General features: G+C 37.2%; 25 protein-coding genes. 11 read left to right on the forward strand and 14 right to left on the reverse strand.

Translation table 11 applies throughout. From position 1 onward, the window contains the following. Positions 1-161 precede the first annotated feature (161 nt). Positions 162-1,328 carry a XylR family transcriptional regulator gene (locus ABN212_RS06135; RefSeq protein ID WP_040133172.1) on the forward strand — a complete coding sequence of 389 codons (1,167 nt, stop codon included), beginning with the start codon at positions 162-164 and terminating at the stop codon, positions 1,326-1,328. 31 nt (positions 1,329-1,359) lie between these two features. Here ABN212_RS06135 and ABN212_RS06140 read toward each other — a convergent pair whose 3' ends face one another. Both ABN212_RS06140 and ABN212_RS06145 read right to left on the reverse strand, forming a co-directional pair. After that, positions 1,360-1,650: a VF530 family protein gene (locus tag ABN212_RS06140; protein WP_349443005.1), complete on the reverse strand. Its 291-nt coding sequence runs from the start codon at positions 1,648-1,650 to the stop codon at positions 1,360-1,362. 160 nt (positions 1,651-1,810) lie between these two features. Next, a complete protein-coding gene (locus ABN212_RS06145) occupies positions 1,811-1,966 on the reverse strand; it encodes a hypothetical protein (protein ID WP_232806245.1) in 156 nt (51 codons plus the stop codon). On the opposite strand from ABN212_RS06145, the gene ABN212_RS06150 reads away from it, so the two are divergent. Then, a complete protein-coding gene (locus ABN212_RS06150; protein WP_332872699.1) occupies positions 1,890-2,171 on the forward strand; it encodes a fimbrial protein in 282 nt (93 codons plus the stop codon). The genes ABN212_RS06145 and ABN212_RS06150 overlap by 77 nt on opposite strands. 61 nt (positions 2,172-2,232) lie before the next feature. On the opposite strand, the gene ABN212_RS06155 is transcribed toward ABN212_RS06150, so the two are convergent. The 3 genes from ABN212_RS06155 to ABN212_RS06165 all read right to left on the reverse strand — a co-directional run bounded on the left by ABN212_RS06155 (position 2,233) and on the right by ABN212_RS06165 (position 6,678). Continuing rightward, the gene (locus ABN212_RS06155) at positions 2,233-3,831 is read right to left on the reverse strand and encodes an MFS transporter (protein ID WP_040133174.1); all 1,599 of its coding nucleotides are present in this window, start codon (positions 3,829-3,831) and stop codon (positions 2,233-2,235) included. A 64-nt stretch (positions 3,832-3,895) separates the two neighbouring features. Further along, positions 3,896-5,764, reverse strand: coding sequence for an amidohydrolase (locus ABN212_RS06160; RefSeq protein ID WP_349443006.1), 1,869 nt, complete (start codon positions 5,762-5,764; stop codon positions 3,896-3,898). A gap of 278 nt (positions 5,765-6,042) precedes the next feature. Then, positions 6,043-6,678, reverse strand: a complete 636-nt coding sequence (locus ABN212_RS06165; RefSeq protein WP_198625609.1) for a Crp/Fnr family transcriptional regulator — start codon at positions 6,676-6,678, stop codon at positions 6,043-6,045. Positions 6,679-7,108: 430 nt separating this feature from the next. Between ABN212_RS06165 and ABN212_RS06170 the strand changes: the two genes are divergently transcribed. Next, complete coding sequence (locus ABN212_RS06170; protein ID WP_349443007.1) at positions 7,109-8,230, forward strand: cupin domain-containing protein; 1,122 nt, start codon at positions 7,109-7,111, stop codon at positions 8,228-8,230. 171 nt (positions 8,231-8,401) lie between these two features. On the opposite strand, the gene arsC is transcribed toward ABN212_RS06170, so the two are convergent. From arsC to ABN212_RS06185, 3 genes are all read right to left on the reverse strand, one after another. Continuing rightward, entirely contained in the window at positions 8,402-8,827 is a 426-nt protein-coding gene (arsC, locus tag ABN212_RS06175) for a glutaredoxin-dependent arsenate reductase (RefSeq protein ID WP_198619536.1), read from the reverse strand. 10 nt (positions 8,828-8,837) lie between these two features. Continuing rightward, positions 8,838-10,127: an arsenic transporter gene (locus ABN212_RS06180; RefSeq protein WP_198619537.1), complete on the reverse strand. Its 1,290-nt coding sequence runs from the start codon at positions 10,125-10,127 to the stop codon at positions 8,838-8,840. Between the two features lie 73 nt (positions 10,128-10,200). Next, the gene (locus ABN212_RS06185; protein WP_109374015.1) at positions 10,201-10,536 is read right to left on the reverse strand and encodes a metalloregulator ArsR/SmtB family transcription factor; all 336 of its coding nucleotides are present in this window, start codon (positions 10,534-10,536) and stop codon (positions 10,201-10,203) included. Between the two features lie 830 nt (positions 10,537-11,366). Here ABN212_RS06185 and ABN212_RS06190 point away from each other — a divergent pair. After that, entirely contained in the window at positions 11,367-11,660 is a 294-nt protein-coding gene (locus ABN212_RS06190; protein WP_109374013.1) for a hypothetical protein, read from the forward strand. Positions 11,661-11,761: 101 nt separating this feature from the next. Here the strand turns inward: ABN212_RS06190 and tehA are convergent, their stop codons facing one another. After that, on the reverse strand, positions 11,762-12,739 hold the full coding sequence (gene tehA, locus ABN212_RS06195) for a dicarboxylate transporter/tellurite-resistance protein TehA (protein ID WP_232797445.1): 978 nt from the start codon (positions 12,737-12,739) through the stop codon (positions 11,762-11,764). A 239-nt stretch (positions 12,740-12,978) separates the two neighbouring features. Between tehA and osmB the strand changes: the two genes are divergently transcribed. From osmB to ABN212_RS06215, 4 genes are all read left to right on the forward strand, one after another. Beyond that, positions 12,979-13,200 carry an osmotically-inducible lipoprotein OsmB gene (gene osmB, locus ABN212_RS06200; protein ID WP_109374011.1) on the forward strand — a complete coding sequence of 74 codons (222 nt, stop codon included), beginning with the start codon at positions 12,979-12,981 and terminating at the stop codon, positions 13,198-13,200. Between the two features lie 255 nt (positions 13,201-13,455). Continuing rightward, complete coding sequence (gene ydfG, locus ABN212_RS06205) at positions 13,456-14,205, forward strand: bifunctional NADP-dependent 3-hydroxy acid dehydrogenase/3-hydroxypropionate dehydrogenase YdfG (RefSeq protein WP_109374010.1); 750 nt, start codon at positions 13,456-13,458, stop codon at positions 14,203-14,205. A gap of 100 nt (positions 14,206-14,305) precedes the next feature. Further along, entirely contained in the window at positions 14,306-14,662 is a 357-nt protein-coding gene (locus ABN212_RS06210) for a DUF1283 family protein (RefSeq protein WP_349443008.1), read from the forward strand. Between the two features lie 53 nt (positions 14,663-14,715). Continuing rightward, positions 14,716-14,952 (forward strand): DUF1161 domain-containing protein, encoded by a 237-nt coding sequence (locus ABN212_RS06215; protein WP_099075341.1) that lies wholly within the window; start codon positions 14,716-14,718, stop codon positions 14,950-14,952. 273 nt (positions 14,953-15,225) lie between these two features. On the opposite strand, the gene bioD is transcribed toward ABN212_RS06215, so the two are convergent. The 3 genes from bioD to ABN212_RS06230 all read right to left on the reverse strand — a co-directional run bounded on the left by bioD (position 15,226) and on the right by ABN212_RS06230 (position 18,348). Next, positions 15,226-15,897: a dethiobiotin synthase gene (bioD, locus tag ABN212_RS06220; RefSeq protein WP_072068031.1), complete on the reverse strand. Its 672-nt coding sequence runs from the start codon at positions 15,895-15,897 to the stop codon at positions 15,226-15,228. Between the two features lie 196 nt (positions 15,898-16,093). Beyond that, the gene (mlc, locus tag ABN212_RS06225) at positions 16,094-17,305 is read right to left on the reverse strand and encodes a sugar metabolism global transcriptional regulator Mlc (RefSeq protein ID WP_409339348.1); all 1,212 of its coding nucleotides are present in this window, start codon (positions 17,303-17,305) and stop codon (positions 16,094-16,096) included. A gap of 128 nt (positions 17,306-17,433) precedes the next feature. After that, complete coding sequence (locus ABN212_RS06230; protein WP_198619541.1) at positions 17,434-18,348, reverse strand: LysR family transcriptional regulator; 915 nt, start codon at positions 18,346-18,348, stop codon at positions 17,434-17,436. A gap of 125 nt (positions 18,349-18,473) precedes the next feature. Between ABN212_RS06230 and ABN212_RS06235 the strand changes: the two genes are divergently transcribed. The 3 genes from ABN212_RS06235 to tus all read left to right on the forward strand — a co-directional run bounded on the left by ABN212_RS06235 (position 18,474) and on the right by tus (position 21,143). Beyond that, positions 18,474-19,757 carry an MFS transporter gene (locus tag ABN212_RS06235; RefSeq protein WP_198619542.1) on the forward strand — a complete coding sequence of 428 codons (1,284 nt, stop codon included), beginning with the start codon at positions 18,474-18,476 and terminating at the stop codon, positions 19,755-19,757. A 109-nt stretch (positions 19,758-19,866) separates the two neighbouring features. Beyond that, positions 19,867-20,037 (forward strand): hypothetical protein, encoded by a 171-nt coding sequence (locus ABN212_RS06240; protein WP_198619543.1) that lies wholly within the window; start codon positions 19,867-19,869, stop codon positions 20,035-20,037. 176 nt (positions 20,038-20,213) lie between these two features. Next, positions 20,214-21,143, forward strand: a complete 930-nt coding sequence (gene tus, locus ABN212_RS06245) for a DNA replication terminus site-binding protein (RefSeq protein WP_109374005.1) — start codon at positions 20,214-20,216, stop codon at positions 21,141-21,143. A gap of 8 nt (positions 21,144-21,151) precedes the next feature. Here the strand turns inward: tus and ABN212_RS06250 are convergent, their stop codons facing one another. Next, complete coding sequence (locus tag ABN212_RS06250; RefSeq protein WP_109374004.1) at positions 21,152-21,511, reverse strand: hypothetical protein; 360 nt, start codon at positions 21,509-21,511, stop codon at positions 21,152-21,154. Positions 21,512-21,586: 75 nt separating this feature from the next. Further along, positions 21,587-22,984 carry a class II fumarate hydratase gene (gene fumC, locus ABN212_RS06255; protein ID WP_198619545.1) on the reverse strand — a complete coding sequence of 466 codons (1,398 nt, stop codon included), beginning with the start codon at positions 22,982-22,984 and terminating at the stop codon, positions 21,587-21,589. Between the last annotated feature and the right edge of the window lie 122 nt (positions 22,985-23,106).

Below are 23,106 nucleotides of genomic sequence, written 5' to 3' on the forward strand. Positions count from 1 at the left end.
AAAACAAAATACTCGTTGTTATTAACATTGGTTATTCCTATTTTTTACTTTGCTATTACGAAATTTGGCTTGTGTGATAGTAGTCACATAGCGATGAAAGCAAGTTCTAGCAAAATTAAAGCTGTGGTTTAATGCCTGGCTGGGTAATTAGGTAGAGTAAAATGAAAAAAGATAAATACTTTCGTATTGTGCTGTTATTCAACGCTAATAAAGTGTATGACCGACAAGTGGTTGAGGGTGTTGGAGAATATCTTCAAGCATCACAGTGTCATTGGGATGTATTTATTGAAGAGGATTTTCGTACTCGGCTTGATAATATAAACCGTTGGGTTTGTGATGGTATTATTGCTGATTTTGATGATCCCATTATTACAAAACATTTAAGCCAATTACCATTAGCAGTTATTGGTGTGGGTGGTTCTTATCATCAAGAAGAAAATTATCCATCTGTACCTTATATCGCCACAGATAATTATGAATTAGTCCAGCAAGCCTTTTTACATTTAAAGCAAAAAGGGCTTAAACACTTTGCTTTTTATGGTTTACCAGCCAAAGATCACCCTCATTGGTCTAATGAACGAGAGCATGCATTTCGTCAATTAGTCACCAGTGAAAAATATCCGGGCATTGTTTATAACGGCATGGATATTACCCAAGAAAATTGGCAACATGCGCAAAACCGTTTATCCGATTGGATACAAACATTACCCCCACAAACAGGGATTATTGCAGTCACCGATGCAAGAGCGCGTCATTTACTGCAAGTCTGCGATAATTTAAATATTAATGTGCCTGAAGAAATAAGCATTATCGGTATTGATGACGAAGATATGACTCGTTATTTATCGCGCATTGCACTTTCATCTGTTGTACAAGGCTCACGGCAAATGGGATATTTAGCAGCAAAGCTTTTACATCAAACATTAGAAGGGCACTCAACAGATAAACAGCAAAGAATATTAGTCCCCCCTGTTAAAATTGTTGAGCGTCGTTCAACAGATTTCCATTCATTTAACGATCCTACCGTTGTACAGGCTATGCATTATATTTATTACAATGCTTGCAAGGGGATAAAAACGGAGCAAGTTTTAGATGCGGTTAATATGTCGCGTTCTAATTTAGAACAACGCTTTAAAAAGGAAATTGGCAAGACAATTCACACGGTTATTTATGAAGAAAAGCTCAAACGGGCTCAAAATTTATTAGCCACCACAACACTTGCGATACAAGAAATATCTGTGATGTGTGGCTATCCATCACTGCAATATTTTTACTCTATCTTTAAAAAAGAATTTGGTATGACGCCAAAAGAGTTTAGGGATGAGTGAGATAATCATGGCAAAAGGGAAATAAAAACACCTATCTCTTCCTACTATTCGCCCACGGATCACAGTCTAGGTGATCGATAACTTCAATCACATCATCAATATCTGCTTCAAGAGAATCAAGATATAGCGCTTCCACTTCTGCTCGTGCCCAAGGTGTTCTGCGCAAAAATTTTAAACTCGATTTCACGCTAGGATCACTTCTAAAGCAGTTAATTTTGATGAGTTGCCCTAATTTAGCCCAACCATATTTTGCTACTAGTGCATTTACTTGCATTTCAAGAGTGATGCCATGTAGCGGATCTTTAGAAATATGTCCTGTCATGATTTTCTCAAATACGTTTTAGTTATTTCAAAGGTAAGAAGCGGTGCAGAGTACAAGAAAGCGGAGAGAGTGGCAATAAACTAGGCTGAATAAAATAAAGGTGATGCATTGTTATCCAGATCCAGCATAACGTGTTGATTACAACACACCCATTAAATCCTTAACCATAATGACTAATACCATTTCTATTTATTATTAATTGGAATTTAACCTTAGACTGTCCTGAAGGTTTACCCGTTATTTTAACGCCTAAAGGCACTGCATTTTCAGGAAATAGCACCGTACTTGCATTAAATACATCATCTGATAATGCCAAAGGTGTGGGCGTTGAAACACAGTACAGCGTTAATGGCAGTAATTGGACTACATTAGAATTAAATAAACGTAATACCGTGATTAGTGCTGCAAAAAATGAGGGTGAAGTAACATTGAATTTTAGAGGTTATTACAAACAAATGGAGAAGGACGTTTTTCCTGGAACAGCAAATGCCACGTTAGATCTTGAGATTGTTTATCAATAAAACGTTTATTAAGCCAAGCCATTAAGTTAATTCAGTAAGTTTTAATGGCTTGGCTAATTAATTACTTCTTACGTGAAAAAGCAGAAAAAGAGTGTGTCACTTTTTTAGCGCTAATTATTTTATCTAATTGTTGTTGCAACTGTTTATCATCCATTGTCGCGCGATCATGTTGACGAAGATGCTCAGCCCAAGAAGCCACCATAAAAGTTTCCATATAAGTTTGAGCGTTATTTTCCGTAATCGCATCAGATGAAACAAACAATCCCCATGAATAACCGCCATCTCTTAAACGAACCGTTTTTAGTCGATTCATTAAACTGAGAAATTGCTCACGGTGAATTGCTTCAATTTGATAATTGACGGTAATTAACACAGGGCCTTTATCTGTTGTGATCTCAATAAGTCCATCATCAAGAATAAAGTGTTCTGAATGCTGTAAGTTGATGTTGTCGTGTTCTAATTTGACACGCAAAACACATAACCAAACTAAAATAATCCCAACCATTGCACACAGTAACGCGATCGTCACTGAAGTATGTGAAGCGATTTGTCCCCAAACGAGAGATCCTAACGCCATAGAGCCTGAAAACACAGTTAAATAGAGTGCAAGACCTCTCGCACGAACCCAATTAGGTAATGCTGTTTGTGCGGAGACCATTAATGTGGAAAGGGTGATTATCCAACTAAATCCTGCAAGCATACTGGCGAAAATAGCGAGATATTTTGAAGTTGCACTGGCAAAAATAAATAACACCAAAGCTGTACCTATGGTGCCAAAAGCAATGAGTGTGCTGGTGCTAAATTTTTCACGTAATGTTGATAAGCTAAATGCGCCAACGACAGCACCAATACCAATGCTAGTCGTTAATAAACCGTATAATGTCGCATCACCTTGCAATGAGACACGAGCCACTAGCGGTAACATTGCCCAATAGGCACTTGCAAAAATAAAAAAGCTGGTGGCTCTTATAATCGTTTTTATCAACGCGGGGCTATAACGCGCATAACGTAAACCAGAGATCATTGCTGCCACAACAGATTCAGCAGGGAGTTTCTCTTCTTCTTTTTTCTCACCTTCCCACCACCAGACAGCAAGGATAATGGCGATAAAGCTCAAGGCATTAAGTAAAAATGGAAGATAAAGACCGACTTGAGAAATCAAAATACCTGCAAGTGCGGGGCCTATTGCACGGCTGATATTAATTCCCATACTGTTTAAGGCAATACCTGATTTTAATTCATGAGGCTCAACAATACTTGGCACAATAGCTTGCCATGCAGGACCTAAAAACGCTGCTCCAGAACCCAAAACAAAGGTAATTAATAATAACCAGCCAATACTGATAACATTGAAATAAACCAAAACAGCCAATAGAGTGGCAGCACAGAGCATTAAGATATTAACGAAAATAAGCAGTTTTCGTTTATCGAAAATATCAGCAATGGCTCCAGCTGGAAGTGCTAATAAGAAAACAGGTAATGTCGTCATGGCTTGAATAGCAGCAATCATAACGGGATCAGGGCTTAGGTTTGTCATCAACCAACCAGCACCCACATCATTCATCCAAGTACCAATATTAGAAAATAGCGTTGCCATCCATAATACGAAAAAAATGCGATTACGTAAGGGCGACCATGCAGAGGCGCGTTGCGTTGCCATCGTCTTATCTCTCTTTGTTTGAAATGGCCGGTAAATAAATTACCGACCATCGTTATCATAAAAATTAGAATGCAAAACAAGAACAGCCTAAAGCGCCCCAAAATGCATTATCATCTGAAATAGGAATGGATGATTGGCGAGCGATATCATGTTGATGCCCATGAACATGGCAGGCACCACAGCATTGATGTAACTGATTTAATACCGCTGTTTTTGTCTCTTGTTGTAAATAAGAATAATGACCTGGCACTTTGATCACAGGCGACCAATCTGGTAATACGGGAATAGACGGCGGTGTTAATGATGAAAAATCACCATTTGCATACACAATTTTTCCATCCACTACCGTTAAAAGTGATTCAATTGCTTTGATCTCGTTTTCTGGCACTCGAAAATAATCAGCAGAAAGGGCGATAAAATCGGCAAGTTGACCTGCTTTAATTTGACCTTTTTTACCTTGTTCATTGGAGAACCATGAACTCCCCATCGTCCATAACATAAGCGCTGTATCTCTTTCTAAACGATTATCGCCGTCATACATTTGCAGACCACCCACAGTACGCCCAGAAACTAACCAATAAAGCGCTGTCCACGGATTGTAACTAGCTACACGGGTTGCATCTGTACCTAATCCCACAGGCACTTCTGCATTTAGCATTTTGGCGATAGGCGGTGTTTGTTTCAGTGCTTTTGTGCCATAACGTTGTGCAAAATATTCGCCTTGGAATGCCATACGATGTTGAATTGCTAATCCACCGCCAAGCGCTTTAACGCGTTCAATATTTTTCTCACTGATGGTTTCAGCATGATCGAAAAACCAATGTAATCCATCGAAAGGAATGTCTTTATTTACTTTTTCAAAGACATCTAACATACGACTAATAGATTCGTTATAAGTGGCATGTAAACGAAATGGCCAGCGATGTTCGACTAAATGACGGATCACTTTTTCTAATTCAGCTTCCATATTTTCAGGAAGATCAGGTCTTGGCTGTAAGAAGTCCTCAAAATCAGCCGCAGAAAAAGCTAACATTTCACCCGCACCGTTATGACGATAAAAATCACTGCCATCACCAGGTGATACCATTGATGTCCATTGTTGGAAATCTTCAAATTCTTGTTTTGGTCTTTGGGTAAATAAATTATAAGCAATACGAATAGTTAATTGATTATTCTTGGCAAGCTCATCAACGACTTGATAATCTTCAGGATAATTTTGAAAACCACCACCCGCATCAATAGCGCTAGTTACACCAAGGCGGTTGAGTTCTCTCATAAATTGACGAGTTGAATTCACTTGATATTCAAGGGGTAATTTAGGGCCTTTTGCTAATGCAGAATAGAGCAACATAGCGTTGGGTTTTGCTATCAACAATCCGGTAGGGTTGCCATGTTCATCACGCTGAATTTCGCCTCCCGGTGGATTGGGTGTCTCTTTGGTATAACCAATCGCACGTAAAGCGGCTTTGTTTAGCAATGCACTGTCATAGAGGTGTAATACAAAAACTGGCGTATCAGGAGAAACCGCATTTATTTCATCTAGCGTTGGCATACGGCGCTCTGCAAATTGAAATTCGCTCCAACCACCAACAACACGCACCCATTGCGGTGACGGTGTCACTTGTGCTTGTGCCTTTAACATCTCAAGAGCAATAGAAAGCGAAGGTACGCCTTCCCACCGTAATTCAAGGTTATAATTTAATCCACCGCGAATAAGGTGAAGATGCGAGTCATTAAGCCCAGGAATAATAATGTGTTTTTTTAGATCAATGATTTTTGTTTCTGCATTTTGAAACTGCATCGCTTCATCATTTGAGCCAATAAAAAGAAATTTACCTTGATAGACGGCTATCGCTTGAGCGATAGGATTTTCTCTATCAAGAGTATGGATCTCACCATTGATAAATATTTCAGTCGCGAAAGTTTTATTCATGATTTTTGATTTCCTATTTAAAAGGAATTAACCCTTTATTAAATAAAAGGTGTGAGCGTACCGCGCTTTATTAGCAATACAGATAACTATTTCTTTTTAAAATGAATTAAAGATATAAAAGTAAGTTTTTTTATGTTTATTCCAGCAGGTTTATTAAATTGTAGCTCAAGTTTATTTCATTACCATTTAAAACATTTGCTTTAAGGGATCAAAAAAAATGAACAAGATAGAGATGAGGTAATTAGTTGATATTCAATTGAATATCTATTATTTAAAACCTATTCATTTGAATTATCAATGTAGGATAAGCATTCACAATTTAATACCGTTATCGATTTGTTCTTTAATGTAATCGCTTTAATACTCACTAAATGTGCTAACGCGCGGTTTAATTGTCTGGTAGAGATCCCAAGCATTGCCGCTAATGGATCTCTTTTTTCTAATTGAAAAGAGAGTCCTTCTTGCTGAGTTTTAAAAAATAAATATCGGCGTAATTTAAATTCTGAAGAATAGGGGGATTGAGAGTGTTTTAACGATGATTGATAAAGTTTTTGGCTTAATTGTTGGCAAATAAAGGTCAAAAAATTTGCATCTTGTAATGCTTTTTGTCTGACAATAGAAAGCGGTAACGCTAATAAATAAGAAGGTACTAAGGCTTGTACAGTACTAAACACCATTTCATCTTTGGCTGAGAAAAGCTCTAAATCGCCAATAACACAGAAAGCTTGTTCAAAAGAAAAAACCACATGCTCACCATTTATTTCGTAGCGTTCAATCTGTAATTTTCCTTCCACTAAGCAGTATAAATGTGTTGCTTGGCTATTTTGCGTTATTAAGTATTCTCCTTTTTTCACTTCCATTAATCGCATAGAAGATAACAACGCATTAGATAAATAAGTATCGAGTTGATGCATTAAAATAAAAGCGTTACGTTTTTGTTCATCATTAACTATTAAATATTTGCTCAGTATTTTAATGTAAAAAGGTAAGGAGAAGGTTTGATACGAAATTGGCCATTATGTGGGGGTATTAATAAGGTTCACAAAGTCTGAGTTTATACATTGAATTCAATTTAACATAATATACATTATGCGAATCTTGGTGTCCAAATACGGATAGGCATTGAAATCTCTGTTTTTGGCTGGTTGATGTGATGTTGGTTGATTCTTAACTTAACACTTATTTACCAATGCTTTTTCTAAAGCTTGAATATAGTTTTGTTTTTTCTTCAAAGCTACAAACATTCCCCTGACAGTTATTAACTACCATTTGACGCCAAACAAAAATATCACAATGCATTACTTCTATAATTACCAACTTACTCATTGATACAGATGTGGTCACATGGTTAACAAACTGAATCTTAACTGGCCTGAATTTTTAGAAAAATACTGGCAAAAAAAACCTGTTGTACTGAAAAACGCATTTCCTGATTTTGTTGATCCTATCACACCAGATGAACTGGCTGGTCTTGCAATGGAACCAGAAATCGACAGCCGCCTTGTTAGCCTCACTGGCAACAAATGGGAAGCAAGTCACGGTCCGTTTGAAGACTTCAGCGAATTAGGCGAAGAAGGATGGTCACTGTTAGTTCAAGCTGTCAACCATTGGCATATGCCAGCAGCTGAACTGGTGAAACCATTTCGAGTATTGCCTGAATGGCGTCTTGACGACCTGATGATCTCCTATTCAGTGCCGGGAGGTGGTGTCGGACCACATATTGATAACTATGATGTTTTTATCATTCAAGGAATGGGACGTCGTCGCTGGCGTGTGGGTGATGCCCTGCCAATGCGCCAGTTCTGCCCTCATCCCGCATTACTGCATGTTGATCCGTTTGAGCCAATTATTGATGTGGAAATGGCACCGGGAGATATTTTATATATCCCGCCTGGATTCCCTCACGATGGCTTCACCTTCGAAGATACCATGAATTATTCTGTCGGCTTTCGTGGACCAAATGGCCGTGATTTGCTGAGTAGCTTTGCAGACTATGCACTAGAACAAGATCTGGGTGGGATCAATTATGGCGATCCAAACCTAACAGTACGCGACAATGCAGGAATAATGGAAGCTCATGAAGTTGAACGCCTGCGCGCCATGATGATTGAGATGATCAACAAGCCTGGTGATTTTGAACAGTGGTTAGGCCGTTTTGCAACTACACCGCGTCATGAGCTAGATATTGCACCTTCAGAACCACCTTATCAGCCAGAAGAAGTACTGAATGCGTTGAATGACGGTGAAAAACTGATCCGACTAAGCGGACTGCGCGTCCTACGCATCGAAGAGAGTTTCTTTGTAAATACAGAAGCTTGGGCTACCAAAGAAACGAAGGGAGCAAATGCATTATGCCAATTTACAGAAATTGGAGCAGATCAACTTGGTGAAGCATTGAAGAACCCTGCTTTTGTTGCGGAATTAACCGAATTTATCAATCAAGGATATTGGTACTTCGAAGAATAAGTGATATTTGCTGAATATGATAAAACACCTGCTTGCGGGTGTTTTATTTTGTCGTTTCCGCCCTCCTTCTTTCTCAAGTCAGATGGTGTTGGCTTCTTAACTACAACCTACAACAAAAAAACCTCGTCTTAACGAGGCTTCTATTACTGTAAAAATAGTTAATAGACTCTTTTATATCAGCCTATTCCCTTTTTCATCGACAACATTTTGTCCATCTTCTTTTGAAAAGGCACCTTTCTGTGCTTTTGGAAGAATATCCAAAACGACTTCTGAAGGACGGCATAACCGAGTTCCTAATGGTGTCACAACAATAGGTCTATTGATTAATATTGGATATTGCAGCATATAATCAATAAGTTGCTCATCAGTAGCATCAATATGACCAAGACCTAATTTATCATAAGGTTCAACATTCTTTCGTAATAATGCTCGAACTGAAATATTCATATCAGCAATGATTTTTTCTAAAATCTGTTTAGATGGTGGTGTGTCTAGATAATGGATAATTTCAGGCTCTATTCCACTATTTCGGATCATTTCAAGCGTATTGCGAGAAGTACCACAATTTGGATTATGATAGATTGTAATATTGCTCATAATGTCACCATCAATTTATTAACGTAAGTCTAAGTACTAAAGCAATTAATGTTACTGTCAGCACTGGGATAGTCATAATAATGCCCGTTTTGAAATAATAGCCCCATGTAATGGTCATATTTTTTTGTGATAATACATGTAGCCACAATAAAGTTGCTAAACTTCCTATTGGTGTAATTTTTGGACCGAGATCTGCACCAATGACATTGGCATAAATCATCGCTTCTTTAATTAAACCCGTCGCATTGCTACCTTCAATAGATAAAGCACCTACAAGAACAGTTGGCATATTGTTCATAATTGAAGATAAAAATGCGGTAATAAACCCTGTTCCTAATGTCGCTTCCCATATTCCTTTTTCTGCCAATGTGTTGAGTACTTCTGATAGATAATGAGTCAAACCCTCATTGCGTAATCCATAAACAACAAGGTACATACCAAGGGAGAAAATCACGATTTGCCAAGGTGCTTCTCGTAAAACTTTTCGAGTATTAATCGCCTTTCCTTGTGCCGCGACAAACCACAAAATTACGGCACCAACAGCTGCAATGGCACTAATCGGAATACCCAACGGTTCCAGTATGAAAAAACCAAGCAATAAAAGAAGCAATACCAACCAACCTGCTCTAAATGTTTTCACATCTTTAATCGCTGTCGCAGGCATCGCTAATTTAGAGGTGTCATATTGCTGAGGAATATCTTTGCGGAAAAACCAATGCAACATAATTAATGTCGCGATAATAGCGGCAATATCAACCGGAACCATCACTGAGGCATATTCCGTAAATCCGATATTAAAGAAATCAGCAGAGACGATATTGACTAAATTTGAAACAATTAAAGGCAAACTTGCGGTATCTGCAATAAATCCTGCCGCCATAACAAAAGCCAATGTTGTGCCTTTACTAAATCCAAGAGCGAGCAACATTGCAATCACAATGGGTGTTAAAATAAGTGCAGCGCCATCGTTGGCAAACAGTGCAGCAACGGATGCACCTAGCAGGATAATATAGCTAAATAAAAGACGACCCTTACCACCGCCCCATTTTGCAACATGAAGTGCTGCCCATTCAAAAAAGCCACTTTCATCCAAAATCAGACTGATAATAATAACAGCAACAAATGTGGCAGTTGCATTCCAGACGATATTCCAAACTACAGGAATATCTTGAAGATGAATGACACCTAACAGTAGTGCAACTAGTGCACCCGCGGTTGCACTCCAGCCGATACCTAAACCTTTAGGTTGCCAAATAACAAAAGTGATTGTTAGGACAAATATTAATACTGCAATAAACATAAAAACCTCTTTCAGAAGACTTATCTTCTAGTTTTTCATATCTGTTTTTTCATATATATAAAGTTAAAAAATTTTATTCAGAGCAGCAACTAACCGCTCCTTTCTTTTCAATAGTTCTAAGCAAATCTGCTATTTTATTTTTCTCTGTCGCGTAGGTGATTTCAATAATATTTTTCACCCACGGTAATAATGTGGGAGATAAACGATAATGAACCCATTTTCCATGTTTAGAATCAAGCAATATCCCACTTTCCCGCAACATAGCTAGGTGGCGAGAAGTCTTCGGCTGGGATAAGTTTAGGGCTGTATAGATGTCACAAACACACAACTCGCCAGATGCTTTAAGTAGCAACACAATATCTAGCCTTGTTTGATCACTTAATACCTTAAATAATTGCAATGGTTCCATATTTGCTCCTCTCTTTAGATTAGCTAAATTACACTTGCAACATATATCTGTCAAATCATATGTGTTTTAATGATTACTTTTGCAATCACCTTTCCACACAGGAAGCATACCCTGTTGACTTATATCAAATGAAACAAAGTTAAGCGAATCGATTCACCTTATTGATGAGATACCTCTCTTGACTTAATAACCAATGGGGTGAGAATGCACTAATACTTTAATTTTTCCTTATATGGCTGAAATGGCACTTAAAGACGGCATATAGCTGTATCTGTATCCCCTTACTTCCATTCGCTAAAAAATGCAGCGACGACATATTTCTTCATTATTTTTCAAAGCACATTTTCGATGAGTATATTAATGGCGGAGGAGCCAAAGGCGGCGGTGTATTATATATAATGGTGTTAATTCCATTGGTCATACCGTTAGCAATAGGATATTTTGTCTATCAAATTAAAAAGAATAGAAAACAAAGTTAATGAGTTTTCTTTTCATCGCTGTTAGTGAATAATTGGGAACTTCTTCGCTTTTCAAAACAGGATGATCAACGTTTAGATGCCTTATTTAATAGATGCCTTATTTAATAATCATCTCTAATTATCCTCAAAGGTGATTATTATTCGCGATATTTCTTTATGTGTGGATGTATGTAATAAAAAATCATAAGCAAATAATCAATTAATAACTTTGCACTCTTTATATATTAATTTAGCCATCTTACCTATATATGTATTTATCTATTTTTATTTATCGATATAATCTAAGAGCTTATCTTTATAAAAAATATCATAACTCATTGTGTGCTTTATATTTGACAAGGAAAATAAATCATGAAAAATAATATGATGTCTTTTACTTCGGCATTATGTTGGCTAAGTTTTTGGTTCGGTGCCGTTCTTGTTGGTGCATCATGGTTATATGCAAGGTTACAAGAAAAGGTATTTCTAACTGGATTAGATAAAGGATTTTTAGAGTTAACATCACCAGATAGCACTGTCGCATTAATGTTATCGATTGGTATTATGATGGTTGCTTTAGGTTTGATTTATGTTCCTTTATATTACTCAGCCATGTTTATCGGTAATACCGTGGCTATTTTAAGTAGAAAACCAATTAGAATTTAATTCTACCTATTAAAGTATTTTAATATTTTATTGAATTATCTTTCGACTTAAAATAAAAAGAGCCTAAAGGATCTTGTTTAGGCTCTCTTTTTCTATGGTTATTAAAATACTTTAGATGGACAACATAATTTTTTTAGCCCTCTAAAAACCCATAATAATGAATGCCAAATCAGTAGTAAGATAATTAAATTAGCAAAGATAAATAGTGCCGTTGATAATAACTGCATAAAACGGCTATTAGATGCCATACTCATATTTAATGATGCTTTTGCTAACGCAGAGACACCAAAGGAAAAACTCCAAAATGGTAATGAAAATGACTGTTTAACAAACCAAGGGATTAATCTCACCATAAATAAAAGTTGTAATAGGCCATAGCCTAATAACATTTTAGCGAAGAAGTCGATATGATTATCATTGATAGCCAAATATGCACTACAGGCAACTAAAGCAGGAGCTAATTGAATACCAAATGAGAGCCGTGACTTCTCATCCATTAACCCTTCACTACGTATTCTGTTTAAAATAGCAGGTTCTAAACTTAACCAAGAAAATACGCCAGCGCCAAAAAATAGAATACCCAAATCATTAAATCCAAATGCACCACATGCCATAGCACAGATAAAGTTATTCGCCACTGTCGGTAAATATAATGCAGGTGTGGTTGCCATTTTAGGATATTCACCCTTCCATTGATAACCAATCAGCCAACTGGAATACGCTAACTGAGCAATCGCACCGAGGCTAAATAATACAAGAGAAAATAACGGTGAATAAGGACTTAAACCTATCGATACTAAAACTGTTGTTGCGGGAAATAAACTGGTAAATCCACTGGCAACGGGATGTTTAACTTCATCAAGAATAGCGTGTCGATGAAATAACCATTTGCCCAATAGAAATAACGTCAGTGTTAGCCAAACCAAACAACCCACACTAATAAATATTTCACCAATATAAGCTGGATAGTTATGCTCTTTAGCCGCATAGCGCCATGCCATACCCGTACCTATCATCCCCAGTACTACACCAAAATAGCCCGATGCAAATTGTGAAGAGAGTATCTTAAATTTATTCATTAATATCATGCTGTTATCTTAACTCATATAAATGACATAGTGCATTGATGCTTTTCTTCTGAACATAGAATAATAATATAGATAATAAAAATTATTTTGATAAAGCGCATTTAAAATATAAGTTATGAATTATGACTCACTTTAAGAGTTTTCTCCCCTTATGTTCCCGAATATTCTGATGCTCGTGTAAATACGATAACGATATCTTTATATTGCCCTTTATTTCGGAGTTTATAAAAATGAATATCACGTTAAAAAAGGTTGGAACACTGTGTGTCGCTTCTGTTCTGCTTTTTTCACTTGCGGGTTGTTCTAGCATGACAAAACGCGACCGTAATACAGCAATTGGAGCCGGTGCAGGTGCTATCGGTGGTGCTATTTTAACTGATGGTAGCGCATTGGGTACTATTGGTGGTGGCGTCTTAGGTGGCGTTATTGGTCATCAAGTTGGTAAAAAATAACTGATATTGTCTTATTCAGCTAGGCTGGGTTTGTTGCTCAATAAGCCCAGTCTCAGCATTGTTAATTGCTATATCTAATCCCTCTTATCTTACAGTTGAAAACAAAAATCTTACTTATTATTAAAGATAAAAATCTTTCATATAAGAAAAGGATCTTGTTTTTAGCCTGATTTATCACAAACCCTACTTTTAAACTTGACTCTTTCTAGTGATAGCCTTTTACTTTCAATTATTATAACTATCGAGGGTAATTAAATGATTATTTTTATCACGGGTGCTTCTGCTGGTTTTGGTGAAGCCATTGCTCGTCATTTTATCAGCCACGGACACAAAGTTATTGGTACAGCCCGTCGTTTGGATAAACTGAATAACTTGCATAAAGAGCTAGGTGAACAATTTTATCCATTACAGTTAGATGTGACAGATAAAAAAGCAGTCAGTGAGATTTACACTCAATTACCTGAAAAATGGCGCGAAATTGATGTGTTAGTCAATAATGCAGGATTAGCCCTAGGTTTAAATACCGCCGATAAAGCCAACCTTGATGACTGGGATACGATGATCGAGACAAATAATAAAGGTCTGGTTCATGTCACCCGCGCTATTCTTCCTTTTATGGTAGAACGAAACAAAGGTCATGTTATTAATATCAGCTCAACAGCAGCTTCTTGGCCTTATATGGGCGGTAATGTTTATGGCGCCACTAAAGCATTTGTTAAACAATTTAGTTTAGGATTACGTGCTGATCTCCAAGGTAAAAAAGTCCGTGTGACCGATATTGAACCAGGACTTGTTGGTGGTACAGAGTTCTCATTAGTTCGTTTTAAAGGTGATAGTAATAAAGTTGAGCAAACTTATGCTAATGCAAATGCGTTAACACCTGAAGATGTGGCAGAAGCGGTATATTGGACAGCAACATTACCTGCTCATGTAAATATCAATACCCTAGAAATGATGCCTGTTAGCCAATCATTTGCAGGCTTAAGTGTTCATCGTCAGAGCTAAACGCACTGAAAACTCATATTTTATTAAAGCATCAGCTATAATTATTAAGATATAATAGTCATTGACAGCAATAGCGACATAACTTTAGAGGATAGCAACCATGATCAACACACTCACTAAGAAACAAGTTATCAGAACAATGGTGTTCTCCTTATTTCTTGGTTTATCAGTGTCTTCTTTTTCTTCTGTTACCGCTTCCACTAATGTAACCATTAATGGTGATGGCTATGATAATGTCTTAGATAAAGAACAAGCTCGACAAATGAAAGAGGATTGGGATCAAAAGCGTGAGCTACGTACCCAAGTCAATCAGCGAGAAAAAATTGAATTTAATAAAGTAGATAAAGCCATTGATGAGCGGGATGCTTGTCTGAAAAGTGCAAACGTCTACGCTTATTGGGAGCCTGAAACTCGTCGTTGTTTAGACAGTAATACGGGTCGCCCTGTTAACCCATAAGAAAATCGTGTAAAACAGTGATGTTTTGCTTTGTAAAACAAGGAGTGATTGAAATGAAAAAATATGTATTTGCAGTAATGGCCACACTGGTTGCATTTGCACCTTTAGCCGCAAATGCGGGTTGTGATGAAGTCGTTGAGTCTATTCAACAAAAAATCGTTAATAATGGTGTGCCAGCCGCTAACTTTACTTTAACTGTCGTTGAAAACGACCAAGTTGCACAAACAGAAGGTAAAGTTGTTGGAACTTGCGAAAATGACAGCAAGAAAATCATCTATACTCGTCATTAATCTATAAGTTGATAAAATCTTGTGTTAAAAAAGGGCGCAATGTTAGCGCCCTTTTCCTTTGTTTATCAATGACTACTCTTCTGATTTATCTGATCCGCTCTATCTTATTTAGTCTTAATTTTATGTGCTATTTTTATCATTAGTATGTTTGCGACTAAATCAGAAAAAACAAAAACACCCAATGAATTTACTCATCAGGCATTTAAAAGTAACAAGTTTGGTATCGTTTAAAAACAGATAGTAATCCACTTCGTTACTTATTTATATTCTCTCTTAAGCAGGTACAGCGATTTCCAACTGACTTAAATCGAGGTAACAAGAGAGATCACGTTCTTCAGGACGTAACAAATACGGGATTTCACCAATCAGCGGTGCAGGAATATGCTGAGACAGCCTTTCCACAATTTTCGCGTAATAAGGTAATCCTGGATTTATTCTGTTCGCAACCCAACCTACTAATTTCAAACCATCATTGATAATAGATTGCGCTGTTAATATTGAGTGATTGACACAGCCTGGTTGAATACCAACAACCAAAACAACTGGGATTTGTTCTTTCACCACCCAATCAGAATAAAAAGTATTATCATCAAGCAGATAACGCCAACCACCATTACCTTCGATAACAACACACTCTGCTTTTTTACTTAAATTGTCGAGCTCATTTGAAATTTTATTAAAATCGATTTCATTTTCGCTAACATAACAATTATCAAGCAAAATAGGATTAATTTCGTCGTAGCGAACTTCAACTGGTGATGAATTATGAATAATCATAGCGTCACGATTACGTTCACCATCAGCCGTTTCATGTAATTCTGTTGCAATAGGCTTATAACCTACTGCCGTTGACCCGCCACGATTTAATGACTGAAGAAGTGCTCGGGTTACAACAGTTTTACCCACGTTGGTATCTGTCCCCGTAACAAAAAAGCGTGTTAACATATAATTTACTTCCGTTATGACAGATAAATCAGGTTCATAAAAAATGACAGAGATTAGAGTTTAGGGTAACACTGTTTCTGGTGGCTTGAGGTAGCTCAATTTTTTAGTTAATTGCTCAAAAATAGAGAATTCGTTAATGATCAATTGACGCATTTACGCATACAAAACAGTTTTGTTACGTTTTATTTAGCTTAATTTAGCCTTGCATTAATTCAATTAACAAAGAACCGTTGTACAGCGCTTCTTTCACTAAAGATGCAGCTGGCAATGTACCTTTATTTCTTAACTCTGTTTCTTCAATAATGAGTGACTTTGCATAACGAGGCATGACGTGATCTTGAATATGATTCAGCATCAAAGGAAAGAGCACTGATTTAGCGCGACATAGCGGCGAACCAATTAATATTTTTTGCGGATTAAAGATATTGATCATAACAGCCAAAATAAAACCTAATCGCTGAGCGACTAAATTTACAATTTCAAGCGCGGGTTTATCGCCAACTAATATCGCATCACACAATGTCTCCACAGTTATAGGATATTTGTTTAGCAACGAAGTGGGATCTTCTTGAGCTAATAATTGGGCTTTCTTAATTAATTGAGGAATAGCAATTTCTGTTTCTAAACACCCTTTTGCCCCACAATAACAGCTATTTTGAGAATCGATAACTTTAGTATGTCCAATTTCGACGGCGCTATGGCTGTTAGAATGTAATGTTTTTCCATTGTTTATTACGCCAGCACCAACAATGTCATCGATAACAATTTGCAGAACGTCTGAATTGTTTTTTGCCGCACCATATAAAGATTCGGCCATTGTCCATGCAGTTACGCTATGTTGTAAAAATACAGAAACACCTGTTTTTTCATGGATTTTATCGGCAAGTGGAATGTCTTTAATATCATAATAAGGTGAGCTATAAATAACGCCACTAATAGGATCAACAATGGCATTCATTGTAATGCTAATTGCCGTCAATCTTTCAACATGAGATTGATAACGCTCGAAGAATTTATCAATTGCAACTAAAAAATGATTAAGAAAATCATCGCTGTATTCCTTGGGGAAATCGAATGTATCTTCAGTAACCAGTTTGCTATCTAATTCTCTTAAACTAAAAAGTAAACTGCCTTTATTGACGCGAATACAGAGAAATTGCCAGCCTTGGCTTTCTAATTTTAATCCGACAGCAGGCCTGCCTCGAAATCCCACATCTGGGAATTCCGTTTCATGAATAAGATGCGCTTCAACTAATTCTCGCGTGATCTTAGTAATACTTGCTGGCGCAAGCTCTGCCTTTTTCGACAATGAAATACGAGAAATGGGACCATGTTCATCAATCAAGCGAAAGACTGTGCCAAGATTAAATTGTTTTACGTGATCGATGTGGCTAGGTTGGTTCCCCATTGAATGCATCCTTAATTAAAGAGCCATAATTAATTCGAGGCTCCAAATAATTCATTACCGATTATGTCGTCAATTTGTAATAATTGTACAATACTTACATAAAAAGCGTGATCAAAAACACAGATAAATCAAGATTTTTGGTGATCTAAGATATTTTTTAACAGCAATTGCGTTAATCGATTCGCCGCAGCAGGAATAGTTCGTTTATTATGTGAAACTAACCAAACTTCAGAGAACGCTTGAGAATTTGCAAAGTGTAGATAGTGCACTCCATCAACTTTCATTCGCGTAAATGATTTTGTCACAATAGAAATACCAAGCCCTGCTGCAACTAGCCCTAAAATTGTCATGGCTTCACCCGCTTCTTGTGCAATAGTTGGCGTAATTCCTGACAGACTAAGTAACTGAATAATCTCATCATAAAGTGCCGTACCAACATCTCTCTCAAAGAAAACAAAAGGATATTGCCCAATATCTTGAATATTGACCCCCGTTTCTTTGTAAGCAAGCAGTGGATGCCCTTCATAAACCGCTAATATAAAAGGCTCACGAAACAATAGCTGGTGGTGCAAATTTTCGGGTAATGTTGTGTTTCGCATGATCCCTAGATCAATACGCCCCGTTAGTAACGGCGATATCTGTTGTTTTGTATTCATTTGATGCATATGAATACCGACTTCTGGATAGTTTTCTCTAAACTGTCGCAAACTCAAGGTGACTAAATGCATAAAAGGCGTTGTTGAGGTAAAACCAATTGAAATTTCACCTAATTCACCTTTTTCCATTCTAGCGGCGCGCGTTGCGGCTGCGTTGACCTGCGCCATAATTTGATACGACTCTTTTAAAAACATTTGTCCTGCGGGTGTTAACGAAACAGAACGGTTTGTTCGCTCTAAAAGTCTAGCGCCTATTTCACCTTCAAGTGCTTGTATTTGTTGGCTTAAAGGAGGTTGAGAAATATTCAATCTTTCTGCTGCTTTACCAAAGTGAAGCTCTTCTGCAACAGCAATAAAGTAACGTAAATGTCTAAGTTCAATATTCATATTTCTCTCATGTCGCCATTGATACTTTAAAAGTCTTATTTCTAATGATTAATATATTAGACAAAAAAATCAAATATTTCTAACATTGACATAAATCAAATTTAAGTAATGGAAGTTTAATCAATATGGATACTCACGAAATAGACAGTAAAAGTATGAGCTTAGGCACTGATATTTCAGACAATACACCAAGTATAGAAAAGCCTGCTCAACACCAATCTAACCCTAAACACTATATTCAACGTGATGATGCACTGTATATAAAAGTGACAGTGTCATTTTTTATGGTCGGTTTAGCGACATTCGCCTTACTCTATTTTGTGCAACCCATATTACCGGTGTTATCTAACGAATTTTCCGTCAGCCCAGCAACCAGTAGTTTAGCTCTCTCACTTTCAACCGCTTTAATGGCATGTGGATTATTAATCACTGGCCCACTTTCAGACGCCTTTGGTCGTAAGAATGTCATGGTTATCGCACTGTTTTGCGCCGCATTTTTTACATTATTAAGTGCGACAATGAATAGCTGGACAGGTATTTTAATTACGCGAGCTTTAGTTGGACTTTCATTAAGTGGCGTTGCAGCAGTAGCAATGACGTATTTAAGTGAAGAAATTCACCCTGCTTATCTCGCATTATCAATGGGTTTATATATTAGCGGAAACTCTATTGGAGGAATGAGCGGGCGCGTTATTACAGGGGTACTAAGTGATTATTATTCTTGGCGTTTATCCGTTGTTATTCTCGGTATTTTTGCCCTTTTTGCTGCAATTACTTTCTGGAAGATATTACCAGCTTCACAGCACTTTAGGCCGACAGTATTAAAACCTCGCAATCTTCTTATAACGACTAAATTGCATTTTAGAGATAAAGGGCTGCCTTTGTTATTTATTGAAGGTGGTTTATTAATGGGTGGTTTTGTTACTTTATTTAACTATATCGGCTATCGTTTATTAGACGCACCCTATTCATTAAGTCAAACTACTGTGGGTCTGATTTCTATCGTCTATTTAAGTGGTACTTATAGCGCATCCAAAGCTGGCTTATTAACCACTAAATACGGTTTAGGTAAAGTCTTTATTGCTGGAATTTCAATGATGTTAATTGGCATATTGATTACTTTGATTGAATCACTGCCCGTTATCTTTATTGGGATGCTTATCTTAACGACAGGTTTCTTTGCTGCACATGCAGTCGCAAGTAGTTGGGTTGGTCGTCGCGCTAAACGAGGAAGAGCCCAAGCCTCTTCACTTTATCTTTTTACTTACTATGCGGGATCTAGCCTTGCAGGCACAGTGGGCGGATTATTCTGGGTGAGTTTTGGCTGGCTTGGTGTAGGGTTATTTATTGCCCTTTTAATGTTAACAGCCTTATTAATAGCATTACACTTAAACAAAGTTGCCCAGTAATTTATTGATAATTAACAAAGTGCAAAAGCAGGTTAACGCGGTTTAATGTTGTCGATTTTGCACTCCCTTCTTAAGGTATAAACTTATTCTTTAAGAAGGGATTACGATTATGGCTATTATAAAACTATCTATTACCCTGCTATTTCTCTTTTTTACATCTATTACAAATGCATTTACAGAACGGTGCCCACCAACAAAACCAGATTGCAATGTTATTGATGGAACGTTAATACAGTCGAATGAAAAACAAACTAACTTTGATTTAAAAACCATCAAATAATCCCTTTTTAGGAAAAATATCATCCAAATATGCCCTTTTCACGATATACTGTATAAATAAACAGTGTATCGTGTTTTTGAAATTTATCGCTGTTAGGCGATGTACTTTTCACTGAAGCTAATGTATTGTTTTAAACAAAGGCTAGTTGTATGTTGTAACTAAATAAGGATGTTAAGATGAATCGATATGATTTAATTGAGCAATTCAATCTCTGTTTTCAGCAATTAGAAATTGAAATTAAAAAACTAACTGATGTGTTGAAAAATTTAACTTTATTACCATCAGCAGTATTTGAATTACCTGAAGTGAGTAAAGAAGAGGAACATGATGAGGTTGTTCGCGTTACGGTGTCACCTTGCTATAATGAGGAAGCTAGAGATCTCACTTTAAAGCTAATGGCGAATCTTTTTATTTATGACAATGCACCGCACATTAGTAGTAAGCGCGCTATTCGTTTACCCGGAGTGCTTTGCTTTAGTACAGATAATCAAACATTTAAGTCTGTAAAAAAACAAGTTGAGCAAATTAATTTATTAAAAAAACAGCTTTCCGATATTGTTACTAAAGAGTCTGGTATATCGAAGGAAGAGCGTTTTGATTTCGTCCATAATCAATTAAAAGGCTTAATTACGCTCAATGCTTATCGTACCCTCACCCTATTGTCTGATCCAGATACAGTGCGTTTTGGTTGGGCGAATAAGAATATTATTAAGAATTTAACGCGTAACGATGTTTTGACTCAATTAGAGAAAAGTCGCGAAGCCAATCGTGCAGTCCCCCCTTATACCAGTGAACAATGGGCTGAACGTCTGGATAAAGAGATCATCACTCTTTCTCAATTACCTGAAAATACAAAATTAAAAATAAAGCGTCCTGTCAAAGTGCAACCTATTGCGCGGGTTTGGTATTCAGAACTTCAAAAACAAGTGCAATATGCGTGTCCTTTGCCTTTATTAGCTTTCTATATTGATAAAGAGAGCGACTTTAAACCCGTTATAGGCGAACTTCCTGATTATGATGCCGATAACATTCAAATTCGCCATCGCCCTAAAGCTAAAAAGCTGCAATTAATTATTCCAAGAATGCATTTGTATATTGAAAAATAGAGAATGTCTTATTTTTCAATAAGTTTAATTGAGCTTCCTTGAAGGATTTGCTGAAGATAATCATTAAGCTGAACAAAATGATTGTCTTCAATATCTAAATGGATTGTTATCACCACATTGTTTTTTAATGCAAGGATAATATTTTTTCGATCAAGGGTAATTTTTTCGAGCGTATTAATGGCTTCAATATCAGATAAATGGGTCATTAAACCAATTGAGTTATCTATATCTTCATCTTCTTCATCAAATCTTGAAAGAATAATGAAATGATCAGGAGAAACAGCATCATCCCCTATTCCGATAATGGTGACATCATCTTCGACATAGCAATTAACTTCTGTCGCAGTAAACGTAATTTCTTCAGTCATTACTTTTCCTATAAGATCTAAAAATCCCGCCATTATAGCGGGATTTAATATCGGTTAAATAAGTGTATTTAACACTTATTTTTTCATGCTACCAACCATATCTTCTGGACGTACCCAGCTATCGAATTCTTCCGATGTCAGATAGTTCAGTTTCAATGCAGATTCTTTTAGCGTTAAGCCTTCTTTATGCGCTTTCTTAGCAATTTCAGCGGCTTTATCGTAACCGATATGAGTATTTAACGCAGTAACTAGCATCAATGATTCATGCAGTAGTTTATTAATACGTTCACGGTTTGGCTCAATACCAATTGCACAGTGCTCATTGAAACTACGCATACCATCAGCCAATAAACGGACTGATTGTAAGAAGTTATCAATGATCATTGGGCGATAAACGTTCAGTTCAAAGTTACCTGATGCGCCACCAATATTAATAGCAACGTCATTACCCATAACTTGAGCACATAACATTGTTAATGCTTCACATTGTGTTGGGTTAACTTTACCTGGCATGATTGAACTACCTGGTTCGTTTTCAGGGATAGCGATTTCGCCAATACCACAACGAGGGCCAGAAGCTAACCAACGCACGTCGTTAGCAATCTTCATTAATGATGCAGCTAAACCTTTCAATGCACCGTGTGAATGAACTAATGCATCACAAGTTGCTAATGCTTCAAATTTATTAGGAGCCGTTACAAAAGGCTGGCCAGATAATTCAGCGATACGCTTAGCAACGCGAACAGCATATTCTGGATGGGTATTTAACCCCGTACCCACTGCTGTACCACCGAGCGCTAATTCACAAACATGAGGAACGGAATCATTGATATGTTTGATGCTGTGCTCAAGCATAGCAGCCCAACCAGAGATCTCTTGACCTAATGTCAGTGGTGTCGCATCTTGCAGGTGAGTACGACCAATTTTAACGATATCATGGAAAGCTTCTGCTTTCTCTTTGAATACTTTCAGCAGTGATTTTAATTCTGGCAGTAAATCCTGACGTAATGCAATAACAGCAGCGACATGCATGGCAGTTGGGAACACATCATTTGAACTTTGACTTTTGTTAACATCATCATTCGGATGGATTTTGCGTTCCATGCCACGGATACCACCAAGTATCTCACTACCACGGTTAGCTAACACTTCATTCATATTCATGTTTGATTGAGTGCCAGAACCGGTCTGCCAGATTGCTAATGGGAATTCAGTTGGGTGTTTACCTGCAAGCACTTCATCTGCTGCGGCGATAATTGCATCAGCGCGCTCTTTTGGTAATAAACCTAAATCCATGTTAACACCAGCGGCTGCTTTCTTCGTGATAGCAAGCGCATGGATAAGTGCAACAGGCATTTTTTCAACTGAAATACGGAAGTGTTCAAGAGAACGCTGCGTTTGAGCTCCCCATAACTGGTCAGCAGGTACTTCGATTTGCCCCATTGAGTCTTTTTCAATGCGAGTGGCTGCCATTTCAATCTCCTTAAGTACACAGAATAATTGATTAATTCCGAATCACTTTCTAGTAAATAACTCGGATACCAGTATCATGCCATAAACAGAATAATAAATATGAGAGCTAAAGCGAGCTTATG

The organism is Proteus genomosp. 6 (assembly GCF_040139785.1).
Taxonomy (GTDB): Bacteria; Pseudomonadota; Gammaproteobacteria; order Enterobacterales; family Enterobacteriaceae; genus Proteus.